Source organism: Mesorhizobium sp. M0306 (assembly GCF_040321655.1).
Taxonomy (GTDB): domain Bacteria; phylum Pseudomonadota; class Alphaproteobacteria; order Rhizobiales; family Rhizobiaceae; genus Mesorhizobium.
This window is the reverse complement of sequence record NZ_JAMYRY010000038.1, coordinates 36,346-54,968: the sequence shown is the minus strand read 5'-3', so window position 1 is coordinate 54,968 and position 18,623 is coordinate 36,346. Positions and strand designations below refer to the sequence as shown.

General features: G+C 61.1%; 19 protein-coding genes, 1 tRNA gene and 1 pseudogene. 10 read left to right on the top strand and 11 right to left on the bottom strand.

Annotation, left to right across the window (positions count from 1 at the left end):
• The 4 genes from NKI95_RS30645 to NKI95_RS30630 form a co-directional block, all read right to left on the bottom strand.
• The coding region (locus tag NKI95_RS30645; RefSeq protein ID WP_352721551.1) for an ABC transporter permease subunit at nucleotides 1-444 on the bottom strand (444 nt) is incomplete at its 3' end.
• Nucleotides 444-1,175 carry an ABC transporter permease gene (locus tag NKI95_RS30640; protein ID WP_352721549.1) on the bottom strand — a complete coding sequence of 244 codons (732 nt, stop codon included), beginning with the start codon at nucleotides 1,173-1,175 and terminating at the stop codon, nucleotides 444-446. The genes NKI95_RS30645 and NKI95_RS30640, both read right to left, overlap by 1 nt.
• Nucleotides 1,176-1,300: 125 nt before the next feature.
• Complete coding sequence (locus NKI95_RS30635) at nucleotides 1,301-2,095, bottom strand: transporter substrate-binding domain-containing protein (protein ID WP_352721547.1); 795 nt, start codon at nucleotides 2,093-2,095, stop codon at nucleotides 1,301-1,303.
• A gap of 55 nt (nucleotides 2,096-2,150) precedes the next feature.
• Entirely contained in the window at nucleotides 2,151-2,960 is an 810-nt protein-coding gene (locus NKI95_RS30630; RefSeq protein WP_352721545.1) for an ABC transporter ATP-binding protein, read from the bottom strand.
• A 217-nt stretch (nucleotides 2,961-3,177) separates the two neighbouring features.
• On the opposite strand from NKI95_RS30630, the gene NKI95_RS30625 reads away from it, so the two are divergent.
• From NKI95_RS30625 to NKI95_RS30615, 3 genes are read left to right on the top strand one after another with little or no spacing between them, the layout of a single operon-like run.
• Nucleotides 3,178-4,026: a dimethylarginine dimethylaminohydrolase family protein gene (locus NKI95_RS30625; RefSeq protein ID WP_352721559.1), complete on the top strand. Its 849-nt coding sequence runs from the start codon at nucleotides 3,178-3,180 to the stop codon at nucleotides 4,024-4,026.
• The gene (locus NKI95_RS30620; RefSeq protein WP_352721544.1) at nucleotides 4,023-5,603 is read left to right on the top strand and encodes a 5-guanidino-2-oxopentanoate decarboxylase; all 1,581 of its coding nucleotides are present in this window, start codon (nucleotides 4,023-4,025) and stop codon (nucleotides 5,601-5,603) included. The genes NKI95_RS30625 and NKI95_RS30620 overlap by 4 nt, the downstream gene beginning before the upstream one ends.
• Before the next feature lie 57 nt (nucleotides 5,604-5,660).
• Entirely contained in the window at nucleotides 5,661-6,368 is a 708-nt protein-coding gene (locus tag NKI95_RS30615) for an SDR family NAD(P)-dependent oxidoreductase (RefSeq protein ID WP_352721542.1), read from the top strand.
• Nucleotides 6,369-6,473: 105 nt separating this feature from the next.
• On the opposite strand, the gene rpsA is transcribed toward NKI95_RS30615, so the two are convergent.
• The 3 genes from rpsA to aroA all read right to left on the bottom strand — a co-directional run bounded on the left by rpsA (nucleotide 6,474) and on the right by aroA (nucleotide 10,658).
• Nucleotides 6,474-8,171: a 30S ribosomal protein S1 gene (rpsA, locus tag NKI95_RS30610; protein ID WP_023676278.1), complete on the bottom strand. Its 1,698-nt coding sequence runs from the start codon at nucleotides 8,169-8,171 to the stop codon at nucleotides 6,474-6,476.
• Between the two features lie 204 nt (nucleotides 8,172-8,375).
• A complete protein-coding gene (gene cmk / locus NKI95_RS30605) occupies nucleotides 8,376-9,026 on the bottom strand; it encodes a (d)CMP kinase (RefSeq protein ID WP_352721541.1) in 651 nt (216 codons plus the stop codon).
• 273 nt (nucleotides 9,027-9,299) lie between these two features.
• Complete coding sequence (gene aroA / locus NKI95_RS30600; protein ID WP_352721539.1) at nucleotides 9,300-10,658, bottom strand: 3-phosphoshikimate 1-carboxyvinyltransferase; 1,359 nt, start codon at nucleotides 10,656-10,658, stop codon at nucleotides 9,300-9,302.
• A 195-nt stretch (nucleotides 10,659-10,853) separates the two neighbouring features.
• On the opposite strand from aroA, the gene NKI95_RS30595 reads away from it, so the two are divergent.
• From NKI95_RS30595 to NKI95_RS30585, 3 genes are all read left to right on the top strand, one after another.
• On the top strand, nucleotides 10,854-11,243 hold the full coding sequence (locus tag NKI95_RS30595; RefSeq protein ID WP_352721538.1) for a TIGR02300 family protein: 390 nt from the start codon (nucleotides 10,854-10,856) through the stop codon (nucleotides 11,241-11,243).
• 162 nt (nucleotides 11,244-11,405) lie between these two features.
• Nucleotides 11,406-11,481, top strand: a tRNA-Ala gene (locus NKI95_RS30590).
• 237 nt (nucleotides 11,482-11,718) lie between these two features.
• Nucleotides 11,719-12,648 carry an ATP-binding protein gene (locus NKI95_RS30585; RefSeq protein WP_352721557.1) on the top strand — a complete coding sequence of 310 codons (930 nt, stop codon included), beginning with the start codon at nucleotides 11,719-11,721 and terminating at the stop codon, nucleotides 12,646-12,648.
• A gap of 819 nt (nucleotides 12,649-13,467) precedes the next feature.
• Here the strand turns inward: NKI95_RS30585 and NKI95_RS30580 are convergent.
• Together NKI95_RS30580 and NKI95_RS30575 are read right to left on the bottom strand one after the other, a co-directional pair.
• A pseudogene (locus tag NKI95_RS30580) lies at nucleotides 13,468-13,656 on the bottom strand (SOS response-associated peptidase); the annotation flags it as partial.
• Nucleotides 13,657-14,247, bottom strand: coding sequence for a DUF922 domain-containing protein (locus tag NKI95_RS30575; RefSeq protein ID WP_352721536.1), 591 nt, complete (start codon nucleotides 14,245-14,247; stop codon nucleotides 13,657-13,659).
• Between the two features lie 1,016 nt (nucleotides 14,248-15,263).
• Here NKI95_RS30575 and NKI95_RS30570 point away from each other — a divergent pair.
• Both NKI95_RS30570 and NKI95_RS30565 read left to right on the top strand, forming a co-directional pair.
• Nucleotides 15,264-15,509: a hypothetical protein gene (locus NKI95_RS30570; RefSeq protein ID WP_352721534.1), complete on the top strand. Its 246-nt coding sequence runs from the start codon at nucleotides 15,264-15,266 to the stop codon at nucleotides 15,507-15,509.
• A gap of 101 nt (nucleotides 15,510-15,610) precedes the next feature.
• A complete protein-coding gene (locus NKI95_RS30565) occupies nucleotides 15,611-15,808 on the top strand; it encodes a hypothetical protein (protein ID WP_352721532.1) in 198 nt (65 codons plus the stop codon).
• 62 nt (nucleotides 15,809-15,870) lie between these two features.
• Here the strand turns inward: NKI95_RS30565 and NKI95_RS30560 are convergent, their stop codons facing one another.
• Nucleotides 15,871-16,095, bottom strand: a complete 225-nt coding sequence (locus tag NKI95_RS30560) for a hypothetical protein (RefSeq protein WP_352464442.1) — start codon at nucleotides 16,093-16,095, stop codon at nucleotides 15,871-15,873.
• Nucleotides 16,096-17,428: 1,333 nt separating this feature from the next.
• On the opposite strand from NKI95_RS30560, the gene NKI95_RS30555 reads away from it, so the two are divergent.
• Both NKI95_RS30555 and NKI95_RS30550 read left to right on the top strand, forming a co-directional pair.
• A complete protein-coding gene (locus NKI95_RS30555) occupies nucleotides 17,429-17,602 on the top strand; it encodes a hypothetical protein (RefSeq protein ID WP_352516943.1) in 174 nt (57 codons plus the stop codon).
• A 57-nt stretch (nucleotides 17,603-17,659) separates the two neighbouring features.
• On the top strand, nucleotides 17,660-17,908 hold the full coding sequence (locus tag NKI95_RS30550; protein WP_352464438.1) for a DUF6894 family protein: 249 nt from the start codon (nucleotides 17,660-17,662) through the stop codon (nucleotides 17,906-17,908).
• A gap of 388 nt (nucleotides 17,909-18,296) precedes the next feature.
• Here NKI95_RS30550 and NKI95_RS30545 read toward each other — a convergent pair whose 3' ends face one another.
• Nucleotides 18,297-18,608, bottom strand: a complete 312-nt coding sequence (locus tag NKI95_RS30545) for a hypothetical protein (RefSeq protein ID WP_352721529.1) — start codon at nucleotides 18,606-18,608, stop codon at nucleotides 18,297-18,299.
• Nucleotides 18,609-18,623 lie beyond the last annotated feature (15 nt).

Below are 18,623 nucleotides of genomic sequence, written 5' to 3'. Positions count from 1 at the left end.
CGAGATCGTCAGAGAAAGAACGGCGTAGGGCCATGCCTGCCTTAGAATGGGCCAGAGGGACGACTCGCGTATCCAGGGAAATTGCGGAAACAGCGAGCCCAGTCCGTAGTAGAGCAGCCACAGCTGGAGCAGCAGCGGCGTGCCGCGAATAATCGTGCAGAACACCTTGGCCGGCACGCTCAAAATCGGCGGGCCGATCACCTGCGCAAGGCCGAGGGGAATGGCGAGCGCGATGCCCAGCGCCGACGTTACCACAAGCAGCCAGATGGTTCGCCATATGCCTTGCAAAGCCAGCGGCAGATAGGTGGGTAGCCAATCCCAGCGCATGAGAAAAATCGATGCCAGTACGACAACCAGCGCGATCAAGATCAGCGCTATGCGGTGCGGCCGCATCCAGAGCGAGGCCCGTGCGGCGGCGTCAATGACTGGAATTTCGGCCGCCATCAGTGCGATCCAGCTATCGACGGCATGCCGCGTCGCGCCCAGCGCTCAACGCGCCCGATAACGACGTTGGAGACGAGGGTCAGAGCGAGATAGAGCGCGCCCGCCGCCATGAAGAAGGTGAAATAAGCCTTCGTCGCGCCGGCGGCCGTCCGTGTGGTTTGGGTCAGTTCATTAACGCCGACGATCGCGAGAAGCGCGGTGTCCTTGGTGGCGATCAGCCACAGATTTGCCAGCCCCGGAATGGCGAAGGGCAGCATCGCCGGCAGCGTTATGCGCCTGAGAAGCAGGCCGGGAGGCATTCCATACGCCCGCGCGGCTTCGATCTGGCCCTGCGGAATGGCGCGGATCGCGCCGCGCAAGACTTCGGTGGAGTAGGCGCCCTGCACGACCCCGAGCACGCCTATGCCGGCGACAACCCCGTTGATGTCGATCGCGGCATAGCCGAGCGCGGTAAGCAACTGGTTGATGAGGTCGGTACCAGCGAAATAAAGCAGCAGGATCAGCACCAGCTCGGGCACTGCGCGGACCACTGTGGTGTAAACTTCCAGCAGGTCACGGACCACCGGCCCGCCATAGAGCTTGCCATAGGCGCCGCCTACGCCGATCAAAAGACCAACCCCAAAGGAACCGAAAGCAATTCCGACGGAGTTTGTCAGCCCATGCAGAAGGCTGAGACCCCTGCCGTTCGGCGGTTCGAAGGACAGCAATTCCAGCGAACTGGCTCCGAACATGGTGGCGAGAACGTCGCTCAGCTTATGTCCCCTGGACTTGCGGGTTGAGGCGCCAATGATGCGTCACGCCGGACATGCCCACCGCGACGACGGCGGCTAGGCATGCCGGCTTGATGCCGTTGCCGTCAGTTGGACTGTGATTCGCCGCCGTAGATGTCGAAGTCGAAGTACTTCTTGGTGATTTCGGCATATTTGCCATTGGCCCGAATGGCCTTGATGGCGGCATTGATCTTGTCCTTTAGTTCCGTGTCGCCTTGGCGCATGCCGGCGCCCACGCCAGGCCCGAGCACTTCAAGGTCGGGCGCGACATAACCCTTGAGGTCGCAGCACGCTTTGCCTTGGTCCGATTTCAAAAACGCGTCGAGCGCGATCGAATCGGCCTGCGTGGCATCGATTCGGCCGGCGCCGAGATCCTGATTTGCCTCGTCCTGCGTCTGGTATTCCTTGATTTCGGCGGCGTCGGTGAAGTGCTTCTTGGCGTAGGCGGCGTGCACCGTGGATGCCTGAACGCCGACTATCTTGGCTTTCAGCCCCTCAGGTGTCGCATCGAATTTCTGATCCTTGGCGCCGATCACCGCTGTCGGCGTGTTGTAATATTTGTCGGAGAAGTCGATTTCCTTCTTGCGTTCGTCGGTAATGGACATCGAATTCATGATCGCATCGATCTTCTTGGTCTTAAGTGCCGGGATGAGGCCGTCCCATGGGACTGGCGTCAATACGCAATCCAGCTTGGCTTCGCCGCAGATGGCATTGACGATGTCGACTTCCCAGCCACCCCACTTGCCGGAAGCATCCTGCGAGTAAAACGGCGGATAGGCTTCAGGCGAAAAACCCACCTTGATCTGTTCGGCGCTTGCCGAAAATGCGCTCGACAATGCGATCAGCGTGGCCGCGAGCGCCGTTTTGAGAAAAGGTTTCATTTTTTCAGTTCTCCCGTTTTTTGGTTTTGACGTTCCCGTCTGCTTTTCTCGCAAGTCATCCAACATTGCGCAGAAACTGCTTCAGCCTTTCGGATTTGGGTGCGCCGAAGATCTGTTCCGGCGGCCCTTCTTCCTCGACCAGCCCGTTATGGAGGTAGACGACATGCGTCGCGACCTCGCGGGCAAACTTCATCTCATGGGTGACCAGCACCATGGTGCGGCCTTCGCGCGCCAGGTCGCCGATCACCTTCAGCACCTCGCCGACCAGCTCCGGGTCGAGCGCCGAGGTCGGCTCATCGAACAGCATGACGCGCGGATTGATGGCCAGCGCCCTGGCGATCGCGGCGCGCTGCTGTTGGCCGCCCGACAGATAGGCGGGATAGACGTCGCGTTTTTCGGCCAGGCCGACGCGGGCGAGCAATTTCTCCGCCTCGCCGATCGCCACATCGCGCTTGACGCCGAGCACATGCACGGGAACCTCGATGACGTTCTCGATCAACGTCATGTGACTCCACAGATTGAAGTTCTGGAAGACCATGCCGAGTTTGGAGCGGATGCGTTCGATCTGCTTGCGGTCGGCGGGCACGGTGTGGCCGTAGCTGTCGGCCTTCAGCTTTATCTCTTCGCCATTGACCCGGATGATGCCGCTGGTCGGGTTCTCCAGGCAGTTGATGCAGCGCAGCAGCGTCGACTTGCCCGAGCCGCTGCCGCCGATGATGGCGATCACCTCGCCATCGCGCGCCGACAGCGAAACGCCCTTCAATACATGCAGTTTGCCGAAATTCTTGTGCAGGTTCTCGACGTGGATGGCTTCGGCAGCGCCGTTCTGCGCCGTATGCTTCAGGGCGGTGGCCGGCGCTGTCATCGTCGCGGTGCCCCGCGGAGCAGCCGAGGCAGTCCTTGCTGGAATTTTTTACCCATTACCCGTCACTGGACAGCGTTCCGATTCTCAAGATGGACCGTTCCGCTTGCCTCCGTCAACCGCAGTTTTTGGACCATTGATCACGGCCAGCCGAGTGGCTATTGGCAGGGCGGGCGCGTTTCAGGAGAATTTAGTGGGCAAAGCATACGGGTCTCAGTCGATGGCCGGGCCGCTGCAGCGTGTGCTGATGCGCTCCGCCGCCAGCGCCATGCATCGAGCCAAAGCACTGGATTGGCACTATGGCCCGGGCTTCGATCCGCAAAAGGCGGCGGCCCAGCACGAAGCGTTGGCCAGGCTGATTTCGGCCTCAGGCGCCGAGATCGAATGGCTGAGCGACGCCGATGACGGGCTTGCCGATTCTGTCTTTACCCACGATCCCTCGCTGATGACCGATCATGGCGCGGTCATCCTTGCCATGGGCAAGGCGCTGCGCCGGCCCGAGCCCGGCCTGCACGAGGCAGCCTACGGGCGCATGGGCATCCCCGTCCTCGGCCGTATCGAGGCTCCCGGCCAGGTCGAGGGCGGCGACTGCGTGTGGGTGGATGCAAACACGCTGGCCGTTGGCCGCGGCGTGCGCACCAATCAGCACGGCATCCAGCAGCTCTCCAACCTGCTTTCACCCAAGGGCATCCAGGTCTACGGCTTCGACCTGCCGCTCTGGCAGGGCGAGGAGGCCTGCCTGCACCTGATGTCGGTGATCAGCCCGCTCGCCGACGATCTGGCGCTGGTCTATGCGCCGCTCCTGCCGGTCGCCTTCCATCAGATGCTGCGCGAACGTGGCATTCGGCTGGTCGAGGGCGACGCCGACGAATTCTTCGCCTCGAATGGGCTCAGCCTGAACGTCCTGCCGACCGCGCCGCGCCAGGTTATCGCCGTTGCCGGTTTTCCGAAGACGGCGGCTGCCATGCAGGCCGCTGGCTGTACGGTCTCGACATTCGAGGCCGATGCGCTGTGCGTTGCCTGCGAGGGCGGCCCGACCTGCCTCACACGCCCGGTGTTAAGACAATGACGACGATCGGCGAAGCGCTCATCACCTTGCTCGAAGCGCACGGCGTCGACACCGTCTTCGGCATTCCCGGCGTGCACACGGTCGAGCTCTACCGCGGGCTGGCGCGGTCGAAGATCCGTCACGTCACGCCGCGCCACGAGCAGGGCGCCGGCTTCATGGCCGACGGCTATGCGCGCGCCAGCGGCAAGCCGGGCATCGCCTTCGTCATCACCGGGCCGGGGCTGACTAACACCATCACCGCCATGGGCCAGGCGCGCGCCGATTCGGTGCCGATTCTGGTAATCTCGGGCGTCAACGCCACACCGACGCTGGGCAAAGGCCTTGGCCATCTGCATGAACTGCCGGACCAGCGCGGCATGATGGAGAAGGTGGCGCTGTTTTCGCACCGTGTCACCGAGGCCGGCGAACTGCCCGGCGTGCTCGCCCGTGCCTTTGCGCTGTTTTCATCCTCGCGTCCGGGTCCGGTGCACATCGAGATCCCGACCGATGTCATGAGCCTGCCTGCCAACGGCATCGTGCCGCTGCTGCGGAATTCAGCGCCGCCCGAGCCGGATGTGGCGGCGATTGCAGAGGCGGCAAGGCTATGCGCGTCTGCCCGCCGGCCGCTTATCCTGGCCGGCGGCGGCGCCAAAGCTGCCGAAGCGCCGTTGCAGCGCCTGGCCGAGAGGTTGGGAGCGCCGGTCGTCCAGACCGCCAATGCGCGCGGCCTGCTCTATCGCCATCCGCTTGGCGTGCCGGCCAGCCCCAGCCTGAAGGCGGTGCGTGCGCTAATGGCCGATGCCGACCTGGTCATTGCCGCCGGCACCGAATTCGGTCCGACCGACTATGATGGCTATGGCGACGGCGGTTTTGTCCTGCCCGCCAATCTGATCCGCATCGACATCGGCGCCGACCAGCTTGCCCGCCGGCCTGCGCGGATTTCGATCCAGGCCGATTGCGGAGCGGCGCTCGACGCGCTGCATGCCGAACTCGGCACGGGCGAGGCGCAATCGGGCGACGGCGCCGCTCGCGCCGCCGCGACGCGGCAAGCGGCCTTTGCCGAGATTGGCCCGGCTATGCAGGCGCAATTGCGCGCCGTCGAGACGATCCGTGATGCACTGCCTGGCGCGATCATCGTCGGCGATTCGACCCAGCCGGTCTACGCCGCCAACCTCTACTACGATCACGACCGGCCGGGCGGCTGGTTCAACGCCGCCACCGGCTTCGGCGCGCTCGGCTATGGCCCGCCGGCGGCGATCGGTGCCGTCCTTGCCAGGCCTGAGGCGCCGGTCGTTTGCCTCACCGGCGATGGCGGCTTCCAGTTCACCCTGCCGGAACTGGGCGCCGCGCTCGACGCGGCGGCGCCGGTGATCTTCACCGTCTGGAACAATCGTGGCTACCGCGAGATCGAAACCTCGATGCTCGACGTCGGCGTCGAACCGGTCGGCGTCTCCCCGGCACCGCCGGATTTCTGCAAATTGGCCGAAGCCTATGGCATTGCCGCCGAGCGGATTTCCGGCGCTGGCGGCTTGGCGGACGCGCTTGGGCGCGCGCGGGCGACTGGACGACCTTACGTCATCGAGATTTCGGTTGAGTGATCGCGCGAAAGGCGCGACCTTCCGCATCGGCGGCGCGCAATGACGGAGCGGTCGAATATGACGGAAACACTGGACGGCAGACATATCGTGGTGACCGGCGGCACCGGTGCGCTTGGCGGCGCGGTCGTAGGGAAACTGCTGGAGCAGGGCGCGATCTGCCATGTGCCCAATGCCCATGCTGCCGCGCCTGCGCATTTTCCCTTTCCGGCGCATGACCGCGTCAGGCTGGCGCACAATGTCGACCTTGCCGACCCTGCCAAGGTCGACGCCTTCTATGCCAGCGTTCCAGATTTATGGGCATCGGTGCATCTTGCCGGCGGCTTCACCGCCGCGCCGGTCGAGAAGATCGAGCCCGCCTCCTTTGCCGAGATGATGGACACCAACGCCCGCACCACCTTCCTGTGCTGCCGCGCGGCGATACGCTCGATGCTGGAATCTTCCGTGTCGGGCCGCATCGTCAATGTCACCGCGCGAGCCGGGCTCGATCCGCGGCGCGGCTCCGGCAAGGTGGCCTACGCTGCCGCCAAGGCGGCGGTCGCCGCGATGACCGTGGCGATGGCCGAAGAGCTGAAGGGCAACGGCATCCTCGTCAATGCCGTGGCGCCCTCGACGCTCGACACACCGGCCAACCGGGCTGACATGCCGAACGCAGATTTCAGCAGATGGGTCAGCCTTGAAGCGGCGGCCGAAGCCATTGCCTATCTTGCCTCGCCGGCCAACATGGCCATCAGCGGCACGCTGGTGCCACTTTACGGCAGGGCCTAAGCCTGCGGCTCGTCACAAGCAAAAGGTCACAAGCAAAAGCCCCGCCGGATCGTTCCGGCGGGGCTTTTTATTTCGTTTATAACCCGCGCGAGGCGCGGTGTTGGCTTAGCTGCCCTGCTTCTTCAGCGCGGCACCCAGGATGTCGCCCAGCGAAGCGCCGGAGTCGGTCGAACCGTATTGGGCGACCGCTTCCTTCTCTTCGGCGATTTCCAGCGCCTTGATCGAGACCTGCAGCTTGCGGGTCTTCTTGTCGAAGGCGATGACGCGGGCGTCGACCTTCTGGCCGACGGTGAAGCGCTCGGGGCGCTGCTCGTCGCGGTCACGGCTGAGGTCGGAGCGCTTGATGAAGGTCTCGATGCCGCTGTCGACCAGCCGCACTTCCAGACCGCCATCCTTCACGCCGATAACCTCGCAGGTCACGACCGCGTTCTTGCGCAGTTCGCCTGACGTCGCGGCTTCGCCGACCGTGTCCTTGGCCAGCTGCTTGATGCCGAGCGAGATGCGCTCCTTGTCGATGTCGACGTCGAGCACCTGCGCCTTGACCATGTCGCCGCGATTGTACTCCTCGATCACCTGCTCGCCCGGACGGGTCCAGTCGAGGTCGGAAAGGTGGACCATGCCGTCGACGTCGCCTTCGAGGCCGATGAACAGGCCGAACTCGGTCTTGTTCTTGACCTCGCCCTCGACCTGGCTGCCGACCGGATGGCTGCGCGCGAAGGCCTCCCACGGGTTCTCCAGCGTCTGCTTGAGGCCGAGCGAGATACGGCGCTTGGCCGGATCGACTTCGAGCACCACCACGTCGACTTCCTGCGTTGTCGACAGGATCTTGCCAGGATGCACGTTCTTCTTGGTCCACGACATTTCCGAAACGTGGATGAGGCCTTCGATACCCGGCTCCAGCTCGACGAACGCGCCGTAGTCGGTGATGTTGGTAACGGTACCCTTGATCTTCTTGCCGATCGGGAACTTGGTGCCGATCTCGGACCACGGATCGCTCTCGAGCTGCTTCATGCCGAGCGAGATGCGGTGGGTTTCCTGGTTGATGCGGATGATCTGCACCTTGACCGTCTGGCCGATATTGAGGATTTCGGTCGGATGGTTGACGCGGCGCCATGCCATGTCGGTGACGTGCAGCAGGCCGTCGATGCCGCCGAGGTCGACGAACGCACCATAGTCGGTGATGTTCTTGACGACGCCTTCGACCACCTGGCCTTCTTCGAGGTTCTGCACGATTTCCGAACGCTGTTCGGCGCGGCTTTCCTCAAGCACGGTGCGGCGCGACACCACGATGTTGCCGCGGCGGCGATCCATCTTGAGGATCTCGAAGGGCTGCGGGTTGTGCATCAGCGGCGAGACGTCGCGGATCGGGCGGATATCGACCTGGCTGCGCGGCAGGAAAGCCACCGCACCGTCGAGGTCGACGGTGAAGCCGCCCTTGACCTGGTTGAAGATGACGCCTTCGACGCGTTCGCCCTTGGTGAACTTCTCTTCGAGACGGACCCAGCTCTCTTCGCGGCGAGCCTTTTCGCGCGACAGCATGGCTTCGCCAAGCGCGTTCTCGATACGCTCGACATAGACCTCGACCGTGTCGCCGACCTTGAGCGTCGTGTCCTTGCCCTTGACGCCGAATTCCTTCAGCGGCACGCGGCCTTCGACCTTGAGGCCGACGTCGATGATGGCCATGTCCTTCTCAATGGCAGTGATGATGCCCTTGACGACCTGGCCTTCGCCGGAATGGCCGGCGGAAAATGATTCTTCGAGCAGGCTCGCGAAATCGTCGCGAGTGGGATTTGCAACTGACATAGTTTCTCCTGGAATGCCCCGCAATCTGTCGCGGGGCGGCGCCGTGGGTTAGCGTTGCGTTGGCCTGCCGGCGTTCCGGGGCAAAAAGCCCCTGGCCGCCCTTGAGCGGCAATTCCGGCGCATGAAGAATGCTGGCAGGCTGGTTCACGCCCAATATGGGAATTCTTTTGTCGCCGGCAATCGGCGGCGGCAGGAAAACCCGGCTCAGGCTTCGTTTCTCTTAGCCAGGACGTCGTCGATGATCGCCTGAGCTGCCAGAAACGCGGCCTCTATAGCCATTTCCGACGTGTCGAGCAAGTGCGCATCGGCGGCCGGCTTCAAGGGCGAGTCCATGCGGCCCATGTCGCGCTCGTCGCGGCGCACGATATCGGCAAGGATTTCATCGAAATTGGCAGTGCCGCCGATGCTCTCGATTTCGTCCAGCCGCCGCTTTGCCCGCACCTCGGCGCTGGCCGTGACATAGAGTTTTACGTCGGCATCGGGACAGACGACAGTGCCGATGTCGCGGCCGTCGAGCACCGCACCCGGCGGGGTTTTTGCGAAGGCACGCTGCTTGTCGACCAATATGCGCCGGACCGACGGGATGACAGCCACTTTCGAAGCCGCCTCGCCGATCGCGTGTGCCGAAAGCACGGCGCGGTCGAGCTTTGCCAGATCGACCTGACGAGCCGCGGTTTCAGCGGCAGAGACATTGTCGAGCGGCAGGCCGAGCCGGAGCAGCGAATGCGCCACCGCGCGATAAGTAAGGCCGGTGTCGAGCAGGTTCAGCCGGTAGTGATCGGCCAGCCGCCGGGCAAGAGTGCCCTTGCCGGCGCCGGCGGGACCGTCGATGGCAATGGTGAAGGTTGAGGTCATTGGCCGCCCACCGGAATCGAAAAGCGCAATGATCCAGATTGGCGTAGCGATCCTTCGCGCCCCCCTCTGTCCTGCCGGACATCTCCCCCACTTGGGGGGAGATCGGCGGCCATCGCGGCTTTCGCCAATTGTCTACGTCGCAGGATTGAGCGGAGCGCCGAAGCTGCCAATCTGCCTCCTTGTGGGGGAGATGTCCGGCAGGACAGAGGAGGGCGCTGTCCCGCCGACGTTCCAGTTTGGCCCCAACCCCCAAGGCTAGTGATTGCCATCAAGCTACTCGATCTCCGCACCGAGCCCCTTCATCAGCCCCATGAATTCCGGAAAGCTCGTTGCGATCATCGCCTGGTCGTCGATGGTCACCGGCTTTTCCGTCGCCAGCCCCATCACCAGAAAGCTCATGGCGATGCGGTGGTCGAGATGGGTCTGGACGATGGTGCCCTGTCCGTTGGGATGCTGGCCGAGGCCCTTGCCGCCGGGTTTTCCGCGCACGACAAGCGAGGCCTCGCCTTCGCTGCAGTCCACGCCGTTGAGCTTCAGCCCTTCGGCCACTGCCGACAGCCGGTCGGATTCCTTCACGCGCAGCTCTTCCAGGCCAAGCATCAGCGTTGCGCCCTCGGCGAAGCTGGCCGCCACGGCAAGCACCGGATATTCGTCGATCATGGTCGGCGCCCGTTCGGGCGGTACGGTGACGCCTTTCAGCTCGGAGTAACGCACGCGCAGGTCGGCGACGTCTTCGCCGCCTTCATTGCGGCGGTCGAGAATGTCGATCCGGGCGCCCATTTCCTGCAGCGTCAGCAGAAGACCTGTGCGGGTCGGGTTCATCAGCACGTTTTCGATGGTGATGTCCGAGCCCGGCACGATCAGCGCCGCCACCAGCGGAAAGCCGGCCGAGGAGGGGTCGCCAGGCACCGCGATCGTCTGCCCCATGAGCTTGCCCTGGCCTTCGATGAAAATGTGGCGCACGCCGCGCTCGTCGGTCTCGACCGACAGATTGGCGCCGAACCCCTTGAGCATCTTTTCGGTGTGGTCGCGCGTCATCACCGGCTCGATGACGGTCGTAATACCCGGCGTGTTCAACCCGGCCAGCAGCACCGCCGACTTGACTTGTGCCGAGGCCATCGGCACGCGGTAGGTGATCGGCGCGGCGTGCTTGGGCCCGTGCAGCGTGATCGGCATGCGGTCGCCAGGCGTCGCCTTCAGCACCTGCACGCCCATCTGGCGGAGCGGTTCGAGCACGCGGCCCATCGGCCGGCCCGACAGTGAGGCGTCGCCGATGAAGGTGGTTTCCATGTCATAGGTGCCGACCAGGCCCATGGTGAGGCGTGAGCCCGTGCCGGCATTGCCGAAATCGAGCGGGCCTTCCGGCTGCAGCAGCGCGCCGTTGCCGGTACCGCGGATCACCCACTCAGCGCCATGCTTCTCGATATGAGCGCCCATGGCCTTCATGGCAGCGCCCGTACGCATTACGTCCTCGCCTTCCAGCAGCCCGGTGATGCGGGTTTCGCCGGAGGCCAGGCCACCGAACATGAACGAGCGGTGCGAGATCGACTTGTCGCCCGGCACCCGTGCCGCGCCTGAAAGGCCAGATGATTTGCGGGCGGTGGCCTGCTTCGGGGCGGCAGTGTGCGACATGGTTCTTTCCTGGGAAACGCCGGCGGCCGGCCATTTTCGTCTGGTTTGCGCGGTCTCCTATCATGGCGGACCGAAATGGTCATCCCCTTGGTATGAAGGCCTTCGAATTCAAGCTTTTTGGGACGCCGGCTTTTCGCTTTGACAGCGCCGTAAACTCTGGTTAAGGGGACCAAACTTTCATCGACGAGGCTTGCTGTGGCAAAACCCGAACTTGGCACCAAACGCATCGACCCGGAGACGGGTCGAAAATTCTATGACTTGAACAAGGACCCGATCGTCTCGCCTTACACGGGCAAGAGCTATCCGCGCTCCTATTTCGAAGAAGGCAAGATCGCCGCCCTCGAGGAGGAAGAGGAAGTTGCCGAGAAGGAAGTAGACACCGAGGAGGAAGAGGGCGTCGAGGTCGTCTCGCTCGAAGAGGCGGACGAGGACGCGAAGGCCGACGAGCTTCCCGATCTCGGCGATGACGAGGACGACGTTGACCTTGGCGATGACGAGGATGACACATTCCTCGCCGACGAGGAGGAAGAAGATGATGACGTTGCCGACATGATCGGCGTCGGCGAAGACGACGACGAAGTCTGAGCGAACCGCATTCGCCGGCTTTCGCCGCGCCGCCTAGAAAAAGCGGTTCTTGAAGGCTTGATATTGACTGAAGGCGGGGTTAGAAGCCGCCTGCACTAACGGCGCGGTCTCAACCCGCGCCGGATCTCTTCGCCGGAAACGGCGCCGGCGAACTGCCGGAGTGGGGCCATAGCTCAGTTGGGAGAGCGCTTGAATGGCATTCAAGAGGTCGTCGGTTCGATTCCGATTGGCTCCACCAGTTCTTCCTACAAGGAAATCAACAACTTAGTTGATGTCCGGTTTCGGGCCATTCTGCTAAAAATCCCTTGGGGCACCGCCAGACTCCTTTTCGACCTAGAAAAGAGTTTGCCCCGCTGGGGGCGTTATTATTTACACTGCTCCTCGCCGGGGGTGATACACAATGACTTTCGATGAGTGGATTTCTGGTGGCGAGGTCCGACTGGCCGAAGCAATCCAGCAAGCTGCGTAAGAAACTCTGCAGCTCGACTTTAGAGGTTCGGCTGCCGGGAAGCCCGGCGCACTGTTCAACGACGGCAAGCTGACAAAGGACGGGCGGCGAGCTATCGGAAAAGTGCTTTCGGCGTTTAGCAACTCGGCTGGCGGGGTGGTGTTAATCGGCGTGGATTGCAGATCGATTGGGGAGGGGGCGGACGTCGCTCAAGCGCTCGATCCTGTACCAGTCTGGGAGACGGCCTTGAGCGCGGTAAGCTCGGCCGTTGGAGACCTACTACAGCCGAAGAACGGTGGCATTCGAGTGGCCGGATTTCCGTCTATGAATGATAATTCCGTTGGTTACCTATTAATCGACGTCCCTCGTTCGGAACGACGTCCGCACATGTGCAACATGGCGAAGCAGTATTTTAAGCGATCTGCTTCGAGCAGCTATGCGATGGAGCATTTCGATATCGAAGACGCTTTTCGCAGAAACGGCTCTCCGGACCTGGATCTTGTATATGACTTCACGGAGAACATGACCTCCGGACCGCTGGTGAACGCCTCAATCAGCTTAGCGATAAAGAACGAGGGCCTAGCGACAGCTAAGCATGTTTCGCTGACCGTTATTGAGCGGTCGGGGGTTAGGACAAAAAATGGCAGCCCATATGGCGCCGCGCTGACCAAGGTTCAACAATTCGGAGAGAGTCTTCGCCTAATCGGCCCAGAGGGTTTCGTGGTGAACCCTGGTGATACGCAAATCTTCGAGCATTTCGCAATCCAGTTCAACTTCGAAGGGCCGGTTTTCAAGGCAGGCGGAATGCCAATCGACGCCGCGACCTTTCTTTCGCGGTATTCACTCAGCGCCGAAAACATGCGCCCGAAACAAGGAACTTTAGTCTTGGGTCCTGCTGATTTCGATCGTGGGGCCCGCCTATTGAAACCAGGCAACATAAAGATGAGCCCACCATGAGGCGGGGTGCTCTGAAGGGACTGTTTGCCCGCTGTTTTCAAGCATGAATCCCCGTTGGCGCGGCTCACTGCTCCTCCACTGTTCTCAGTGGGGAACGGCCGCCGGACGCTGTTCCGCCGCTGTTTTCAGCGAGCGTGCTAACCGTTCCCCAACTGTTTTCAATTGCAGCGGTTAATCCGGAATCCCCGAATTAAATTCGGCTCAAGCCCTTGGCGGCACCACTCAAACGAATGGCAATTATCTGTCTGAATGCGTTTAGGGTCCATTCGCGGAGGCCCACGCATCCGTCGCGTGGGGGACACAGTAACTTCCCCTTTAAAGGCGTCGAGATGCCACGAGCACCGAAAAGTCAGTTCCTTAGACCTAAAGATCGAGCGATCTGCCAGCGGGTTGTCGACCAGATAGCCGCCGACGCCAAATCGTACAGCACCTCGATAGACAGCCAGATTCTCGCGTCGACCACACTGTCTCTCTTTCAATCGGGGTCGTCAATGAAGTGAATTTGCTGGCACATGTTCGCGCGCGTCGCCATGACTTCACCAAGCAGGCCGGCACTGCGTCGCAGGTCGCTTCTTGACGCCCTCAGGAGCTGGCCGGCATGCACCGGCACTCGCCACCTTGCCCGATAGCGAGTGAAAAAATGGGTGGCCTGAGGCGCTCACCCACTCTGACGAGTAGCATGCTGTTCCGACGCTGTTCTGAGCATCCGACTCAACCGGGTGTGCCAGTCCGTTTTGAGAATCCGGTAACGAACCGCTCCCTCACGGCGCTTCTCGCTTCATCCTGTCGATGATCTCTATTATCGTAACCGCTGTTCTCAGGCCACGGCATTCCCCAGTGGAGATTGGCAAGCTCGCGCGCGCGGTCCTGCGCATTGCGGACTACAGGCCCGAATTGGTTGGGATAGATGTCAATGGAGGGTTCAAGGTTGCCTACGACATCGCGCAAGGCGCGGGTCCATTGGCGGATCGCTTCGTGCGACGTGGTGATGTTGTAGAGATTGCTCAACTATGGTTCTCGATAAAATTCTGTCGTGGCTTTTCCAACCGCACCGTTGGGTCCGTTTTGCTCGTCAACGTATTGCTGGTTCACTTTTTTGAATTTTTGATCGATGGAATGCAACCGCTGAGCAACAAAGCTCCTGAGACGATTACAACTGCGGTCGTTCTTCATCGACAGGTTAGCCGTTAACTCATCCATGGCGTTAGTCGTTTGAATGGCCCACTGTCGCGTTTTCGCGTCACTAGCGACCACTGTGGATAGGAACGCGTTCCAACGCTTTCGCAATTTCGGCGACACCTTGCCCTCTAGCCGCGGATAGGTCGTAATAAGATACAGCGTATAATCCGCCTCCCTGACATAGCAAGTGGATGGCTCCGAATGGGCAAACTCAATCTCGCGTCTTATGGTTGCCGTCAGCTTGGCTCCCCCACGTCGGGTCAACTGTCGGCCGATTTCCTTGCTGGAGATTCCCGTAATTCCGTAGGGGGTATCCTTTGGGATGACTTTGACACCGGCCTGCGCAACTGAAGCACAAATCAATGTTCCAGCCATCGCCAAAGCGGCGAACAAGTTGGATGCTGCCGATGCTGCTCGCATATAGCCCCCACTAACGTTTACCAAAAATTGGCCACCGACTTGTCCCGGCAGCTAAACTTGCCGCCCGTACCCGAGTCCTTGATGCTTCCGTTGCAGAAGCGGCCGTTGGAATATGTTACTCGTACAGGACAACTGGTGGTCAGGTGTACCCCGCTCACGCGCAAATCGCCAACTGCCGAGGCCGCGCCAGACAGCTTGCAGGCAGCAAATACCCCTAATTCCACGCTGCGTTACCCAGCCAAGCGGACAGCATCACCGATCAGCGGCCGAAAATTTGGATAAGCGCCCTAAGATCTCGCCGCCCCTTCCATCACAGACGAAAATGTCTGCCCTTGAGCATCAGGATATTCGGATCATCTTCCTCGTCTTCATCGGGCTCCTAAGCGGCCGGTGCCTCCAGCAGGTCGATGGCGGGCATCATTGAAAACAACGAAATGTAGGCGCGACTGCGGAGTGCTTAGTTTGATTTGACTCGCGTAATGCACCGGCAGTTTAATCTCCTGTCAGGGCAAAGAGGGGCCACGAACAGGGAGAAAACAATGGCCGTGCAAAAGGAAGACTACCGAACGAACAGAGCCGACTTTGCCATCGCTGCTATGCATAGTCGAGCGACCGCTGAGGACGACCGTGCCGAGCTAGTCGCATCAAGAAAGTCCCTTTGGCTCAGAGATCGGCGATCTGCAATATTGGTTGCAAACCCGTCAGAAAGCACCCCTCAACCGAAGGCTAAACCGCGCGGTTAGCGGGTCAGGTCGTAGCCACTTCCTCCTGCTATCGTCAATCGCGCCCTTGCGAGGGCGAAGCTTTTGACGTTGCGTGTGAGTAGGGGGATATCACATTGCGCAAACACCACACCTTCGCGGCGGCGGGGGCCGCGATTATCCTTTTGAGCGGATGCTCTGGTTCCGGGCCCAAGGATGCCGGATGGGGGTTCGCCAGGCCGAGGCAGCCATCGCATTGGTTCTGTTTTGAACACCGTGCCGACGGAGAAGCGTATCTTAAGGGGCACGTCGAAAATGATCAGCCCGCCAAGACGACAGGGCGAATATGCCGATCGCGAAATCGATTGCCAGGAGGCAATGGAGCCGGGCTTTCAGGCGATCGTCGACCTGCATGATCGATGCGGGCTGGGCGCCCGGGGAGGTCATGCGGTCGCTCAAGAGGCTCATCGCTGCCGACAACATGATGCAGAAGGAAAAATGCCAAGAGTCGAGGCGCAACTCGTCATTGCGCGCGCCATGATGCGCTTCGGCCGGCCTTGACGATCGACAGCCCAGCGCCAGTATCCTGGCGATGGATGGGAACGATATCGGCCCCCATGTGTTAGAAATCCATGGACACTATGGAACCCCAGGGCCACGGGATGGCGGCCGATATTTTGACATCGGAAGTTGCCAATGCCAGGCAGCGCATCCACCGGACCGAGCTCGCGCTTCAACGCACTGAAGAAATGCTGGCCGAGAATCTTGCGCTGTGCAGCAGGATACGAACTGCGGTCGAGGCCGCAGACCGCTTGGTGGAGATCGATCCCGCCAGCGTTGAAGGACGCCGCGCGGGTTGACCTGGGCTGGCGTTTCATTCGTCGCGACCTTCAGGCCACCGGCGCCCAGGCCACCGGCGTCATCACCGTGCGAACAAGCCGGAACCAACGGCGACCACAAGCGGTTTACCAATCGAAGGGACCGCAATGGATTCGGAATAATGGAATTTTTGGATATGGAACTGGCGAGAGCCCGACAGCGGCTTAACCGGGCCGAGCGCTCCCTCGAACGTGCAAATGAAATGCTGGATGAAGGCTGCGGTGTCGGCATCAATATCGCGCTGTGCAGCAGGATCCGGGCTGCGCAACGACGCGTGGCCGAGGCGAGATTGCGGTTGACGAAGATCGAGCCTGGCCAGCCTGGCCGCACGGAGCAGCTCACAAGGTTTGAGCCTATTGGCCGATAGCCGCACAGCGATCTAGCGGCAGAGCGATAGGTCTGGCTCATGCGAAGCGGATGCGGCGTGGGCTGAACCGGCCTGCAGCTCGTGAGCCTGGCGATCGAGCTGACCTGCCCGGCCGGCGTGCTGCCGAGCGAGGGGCAGTCAACTTGCTCTATGGACCGTTGCCGGTGCATGAGGGCGAGGCGCTTGCAAAGGCCATCATCGAAACCGTCGACCGACTGACCCGGTGCCGAGACCAAGTCAGTGACCAAGCCCTAAAGCTTCGGCCGCAGATCGAGGGTCAACAGACGCGCTTCTCTTAGGATCGAGGCACGATCGAGCCCGATCAGAGATGCGATGTCACGTATTTGCTGCTCAGTGGCACCGGACTCCCGTGCAAGCGCGCGTAGATTTTCGTCCGTCAGGCCTGCCGGCCTTGATTCTTTTTTCGGCCATCACACCAATGCCTCCGGTTGGGGCAGGAGTGCGATGGTCGCTCCCAAGCGTCAGCGCCCATGGTGCGTAGCTGGCGATCTTTCATAGTACGTTCTCGCGCCGATTTTAGCCAGTGGCCTTCGTTTTAGGCAGTGTCTCGGGTGACACTACCTTCTTTTAGTGGTCCTGATCCTCGTCGTCGAAGGCCAGCAGCGAAGCGTGGCGTACCATGATCATTTTATTAAATTAGCAATGATGCATGAACGGGCGTATAATCCGCTCCAGCTGGGGGCGAACGCTCTCAGCCGGTACGCCCAGCGGCCAAATCGCCCCTCCAACTGCCGTCGCGCTATCAGGTTATGATGGGTGACGACGTGAGACGGGATAAGCACAATCCGCCAACTATGAAGGGCAAAATCCACGGGTCGCCGGACAACGACGAACCGGGGCATTTGGAGTTCTGCCCAATTTGCGGCCAGACATTCGACAAGCGAAACCTTGTCGAAGTGCTGCATCATCACCTTCCCGAGCATGAGCCGTTCGCGACGGATAGGTGACAGAGGTCGAAGCCGCCTCGGTATTCCGCGAATTGGATAAAAAGTCCCGCCGCACATGCCAGGACGGCGGGATCCGATCAAGTGGCTTGCACCAGGCTGGGGGGATGCGGGGGTTGGGCTTGCCCGGTGCACGGGGACCGTCCGGAACTTTAGGCCCATCATCTGCAATGCGTCCACCAACCGTCGGTGGAAGAAATTCGGCTACCGACAGATCGGTCATCCCGGATCGCTGTGGCCAGCAACTCGTGCCAGTGACGGCATCTCGTGTGAAAGCCTTTGTTGAAGAAACTAAGGAACGGCTCACGCGCATGGCCGAGGAAGGCGGCAAGGTGACAATCGACCTTGGAACGCTTATGACGATTGATATCGACCAGGTCAGGCTGGTCGAGAAGTACAGGGCGCCGAAGCGCAAAAAGCCCCTGCGGGACATGCTGAATTAGCTCTTTGTATGTAAAAAACAGACATTGAACATTTTCCGGCAATCCTAGTTAGGATGGATGCCGCGCTATTTCTTCGACTTGTCCAGCAATGGAGAGACCTTCCCAGACCCTGAAGGTTCAGAGCTTCCGAGCCTGGAATCTGCGGAGGACGAGGCAGCAAAAACGCTGCTTGAAATCGCAAGAGAAAAGCTGTCCGATGGCACCTACCACGAGGCTGGCATTCAAGTCCGCGACGAAGCAGGCAACCAGCTAGTCCAGATCGTGGTCAAATTCGAACTGAACCGCATAGCGCCCATCAGACAATGAATCGATGGGAACCTGATCGTCTTCACCTTGAAGGTGCCCGGTTATGCCAAGCGCGGGCGTGGCGTCATGTGGACGACCTTCATTCGACTATCGAAGAGACGCGTCGGACAATCGAAGCATCGCGCCAGTTGCTGGCCCAGCTAGCCGCCAAAGAGGACCGGCCCCCTGATAACTGATCAAGAAGAACGGCCACCCGTCCCGGACTGGCCGCCGCCTATCGCGGAACCTAGCTGAGACTAGTGTAATCGGCCGCCCGGCCTGGGCTCGCCCTTCATCCAAAAATGGCGCACCCGTGCCCGGTCAGTGCACGTTTCTGCCTGTAGTTTGAACCGCGAGCACCGGGACTCGACCAGGCAGCGGGCTGAAATGACCGCTGAGCAAAACTCCGTTACTTGTTGCAGTTCTGCATATCCGACGTCATAGCCCCGCTGGGGGTGTTGTTGTCGGCATCGTTGCCCGCCGTATCCTTGCAGCGGTCCTCCATACCGTTTGTCTGCGGCGTGGTGGCATTCGTTGCGTTCGGATCGATCGTGTTCGGGGTAGTTGCGCTGCCAGTCCCGGTGTTGCCGCCGGAAGTGCCTGTGTTGACGCCGGTATTGGGGCCGTTACCCGTTCCGCCGGTCCCGGAGCCCATCGATTGTGCCATGGCAGATGTAGCCAGACCGATAGCAAGTAGGGATGCAGAGAGAATTTTGATCATCTTAGTGTCTCCATC

Coding starts and splice junctions, on each gene's coding strand:
- NKI95_RS30625 (WP_352721559.1), top strand. CDS start 3,178: ATGGCCGGGCCGCTGCAGCGTGTGCTGATGCGCTCCGCCGCCAGCGCC.
- rpsA (WP_023676278.1), bottom strand. CDS start 8,171: ATGTCAGTTGCAAATCCCACTCGCGACGATTTCGCGAGCCTGCTCGAA.
- NKI95_RS30615 (WP_352721542.1), top strand. CDS start 5,661: ATGACGGAAACACTGGACGGCAGACATATCGTGGTGACCGGCGGCACC.
- NKI95_RS30545 (WP_352721529.1), bottom strand. CDS start 18,608: ATGATCAAAATTCTCTCTGCATCCCTACTTGCTATCGGTCTGGCTACA.
- NKI95_RS30575 (WP_352721536.1), bottom strand. CDS start 14,247: ATGCGAGCAGCATCGGCAGCATCCAACTTGTTCGCCGCTTTGGCGATG.
- NKI95_RS30630 (WP_352721545.1), bottom strand. CDS start 2,960: ATGACAGCGCCGGCCACCGCCCTGAAGCATACGGCGCAGAACGGCGCT.
- NKI95_RS30620 (WP_352721544.1), top strand. CDS start 4,023: ATGACGACGATCGGCGAAGCGCTCATCACCTTGCTCGAAGCGCACGGC.
- aroA (WP_352721539.1), bottom strand. CDS start 10,658: ATGTCGCACACTGCCGCCCCGAAGCAGGCCACCGCCCGCAAATCATCT.
- NKI95_RS30635 (WP_352721547.1), bottom strand. CDS start 2,095: ATGAAACCTTTTCTCAAAACGGCGCTCGCGGCCACGCTGATCGCATTG.
- NKI95_RS30550 (WP_352464438.1), top strand. CDS start 17,660: ATGCCGCGCTATTTCTTCGACTTGTCCAGCAATGGAGAGACCTTCCCA.
- cmk (WP_352721541.1), bottom strand. CDS start 9,026: ATGACCTCAACCTTCACCATTGCCATCGACGGTCCCGCCGGCGCCGGC.
- NKI95_RS30570 (WP_352721534.1), top strand. CDS start 15,264: ATGATCAGCCCGCCAAGACGACAGGGCGAATATGCCGATCGCGAAATC.
- NKI95_RS30640 (WP_352721549.1), bottom strand. CDS start 1,175: ATGTTCGGAGCCAGTTCGCTGGAATTGCTGTCCTTCGAACCGCCGAAC.
- NKI95_RS30565 (WP_352721532.1), top strand. CDS start 15,611: ATGGCGGCCGATATTTTGACATCGGAAGTTGCCAATGCCAGGCAGCGC.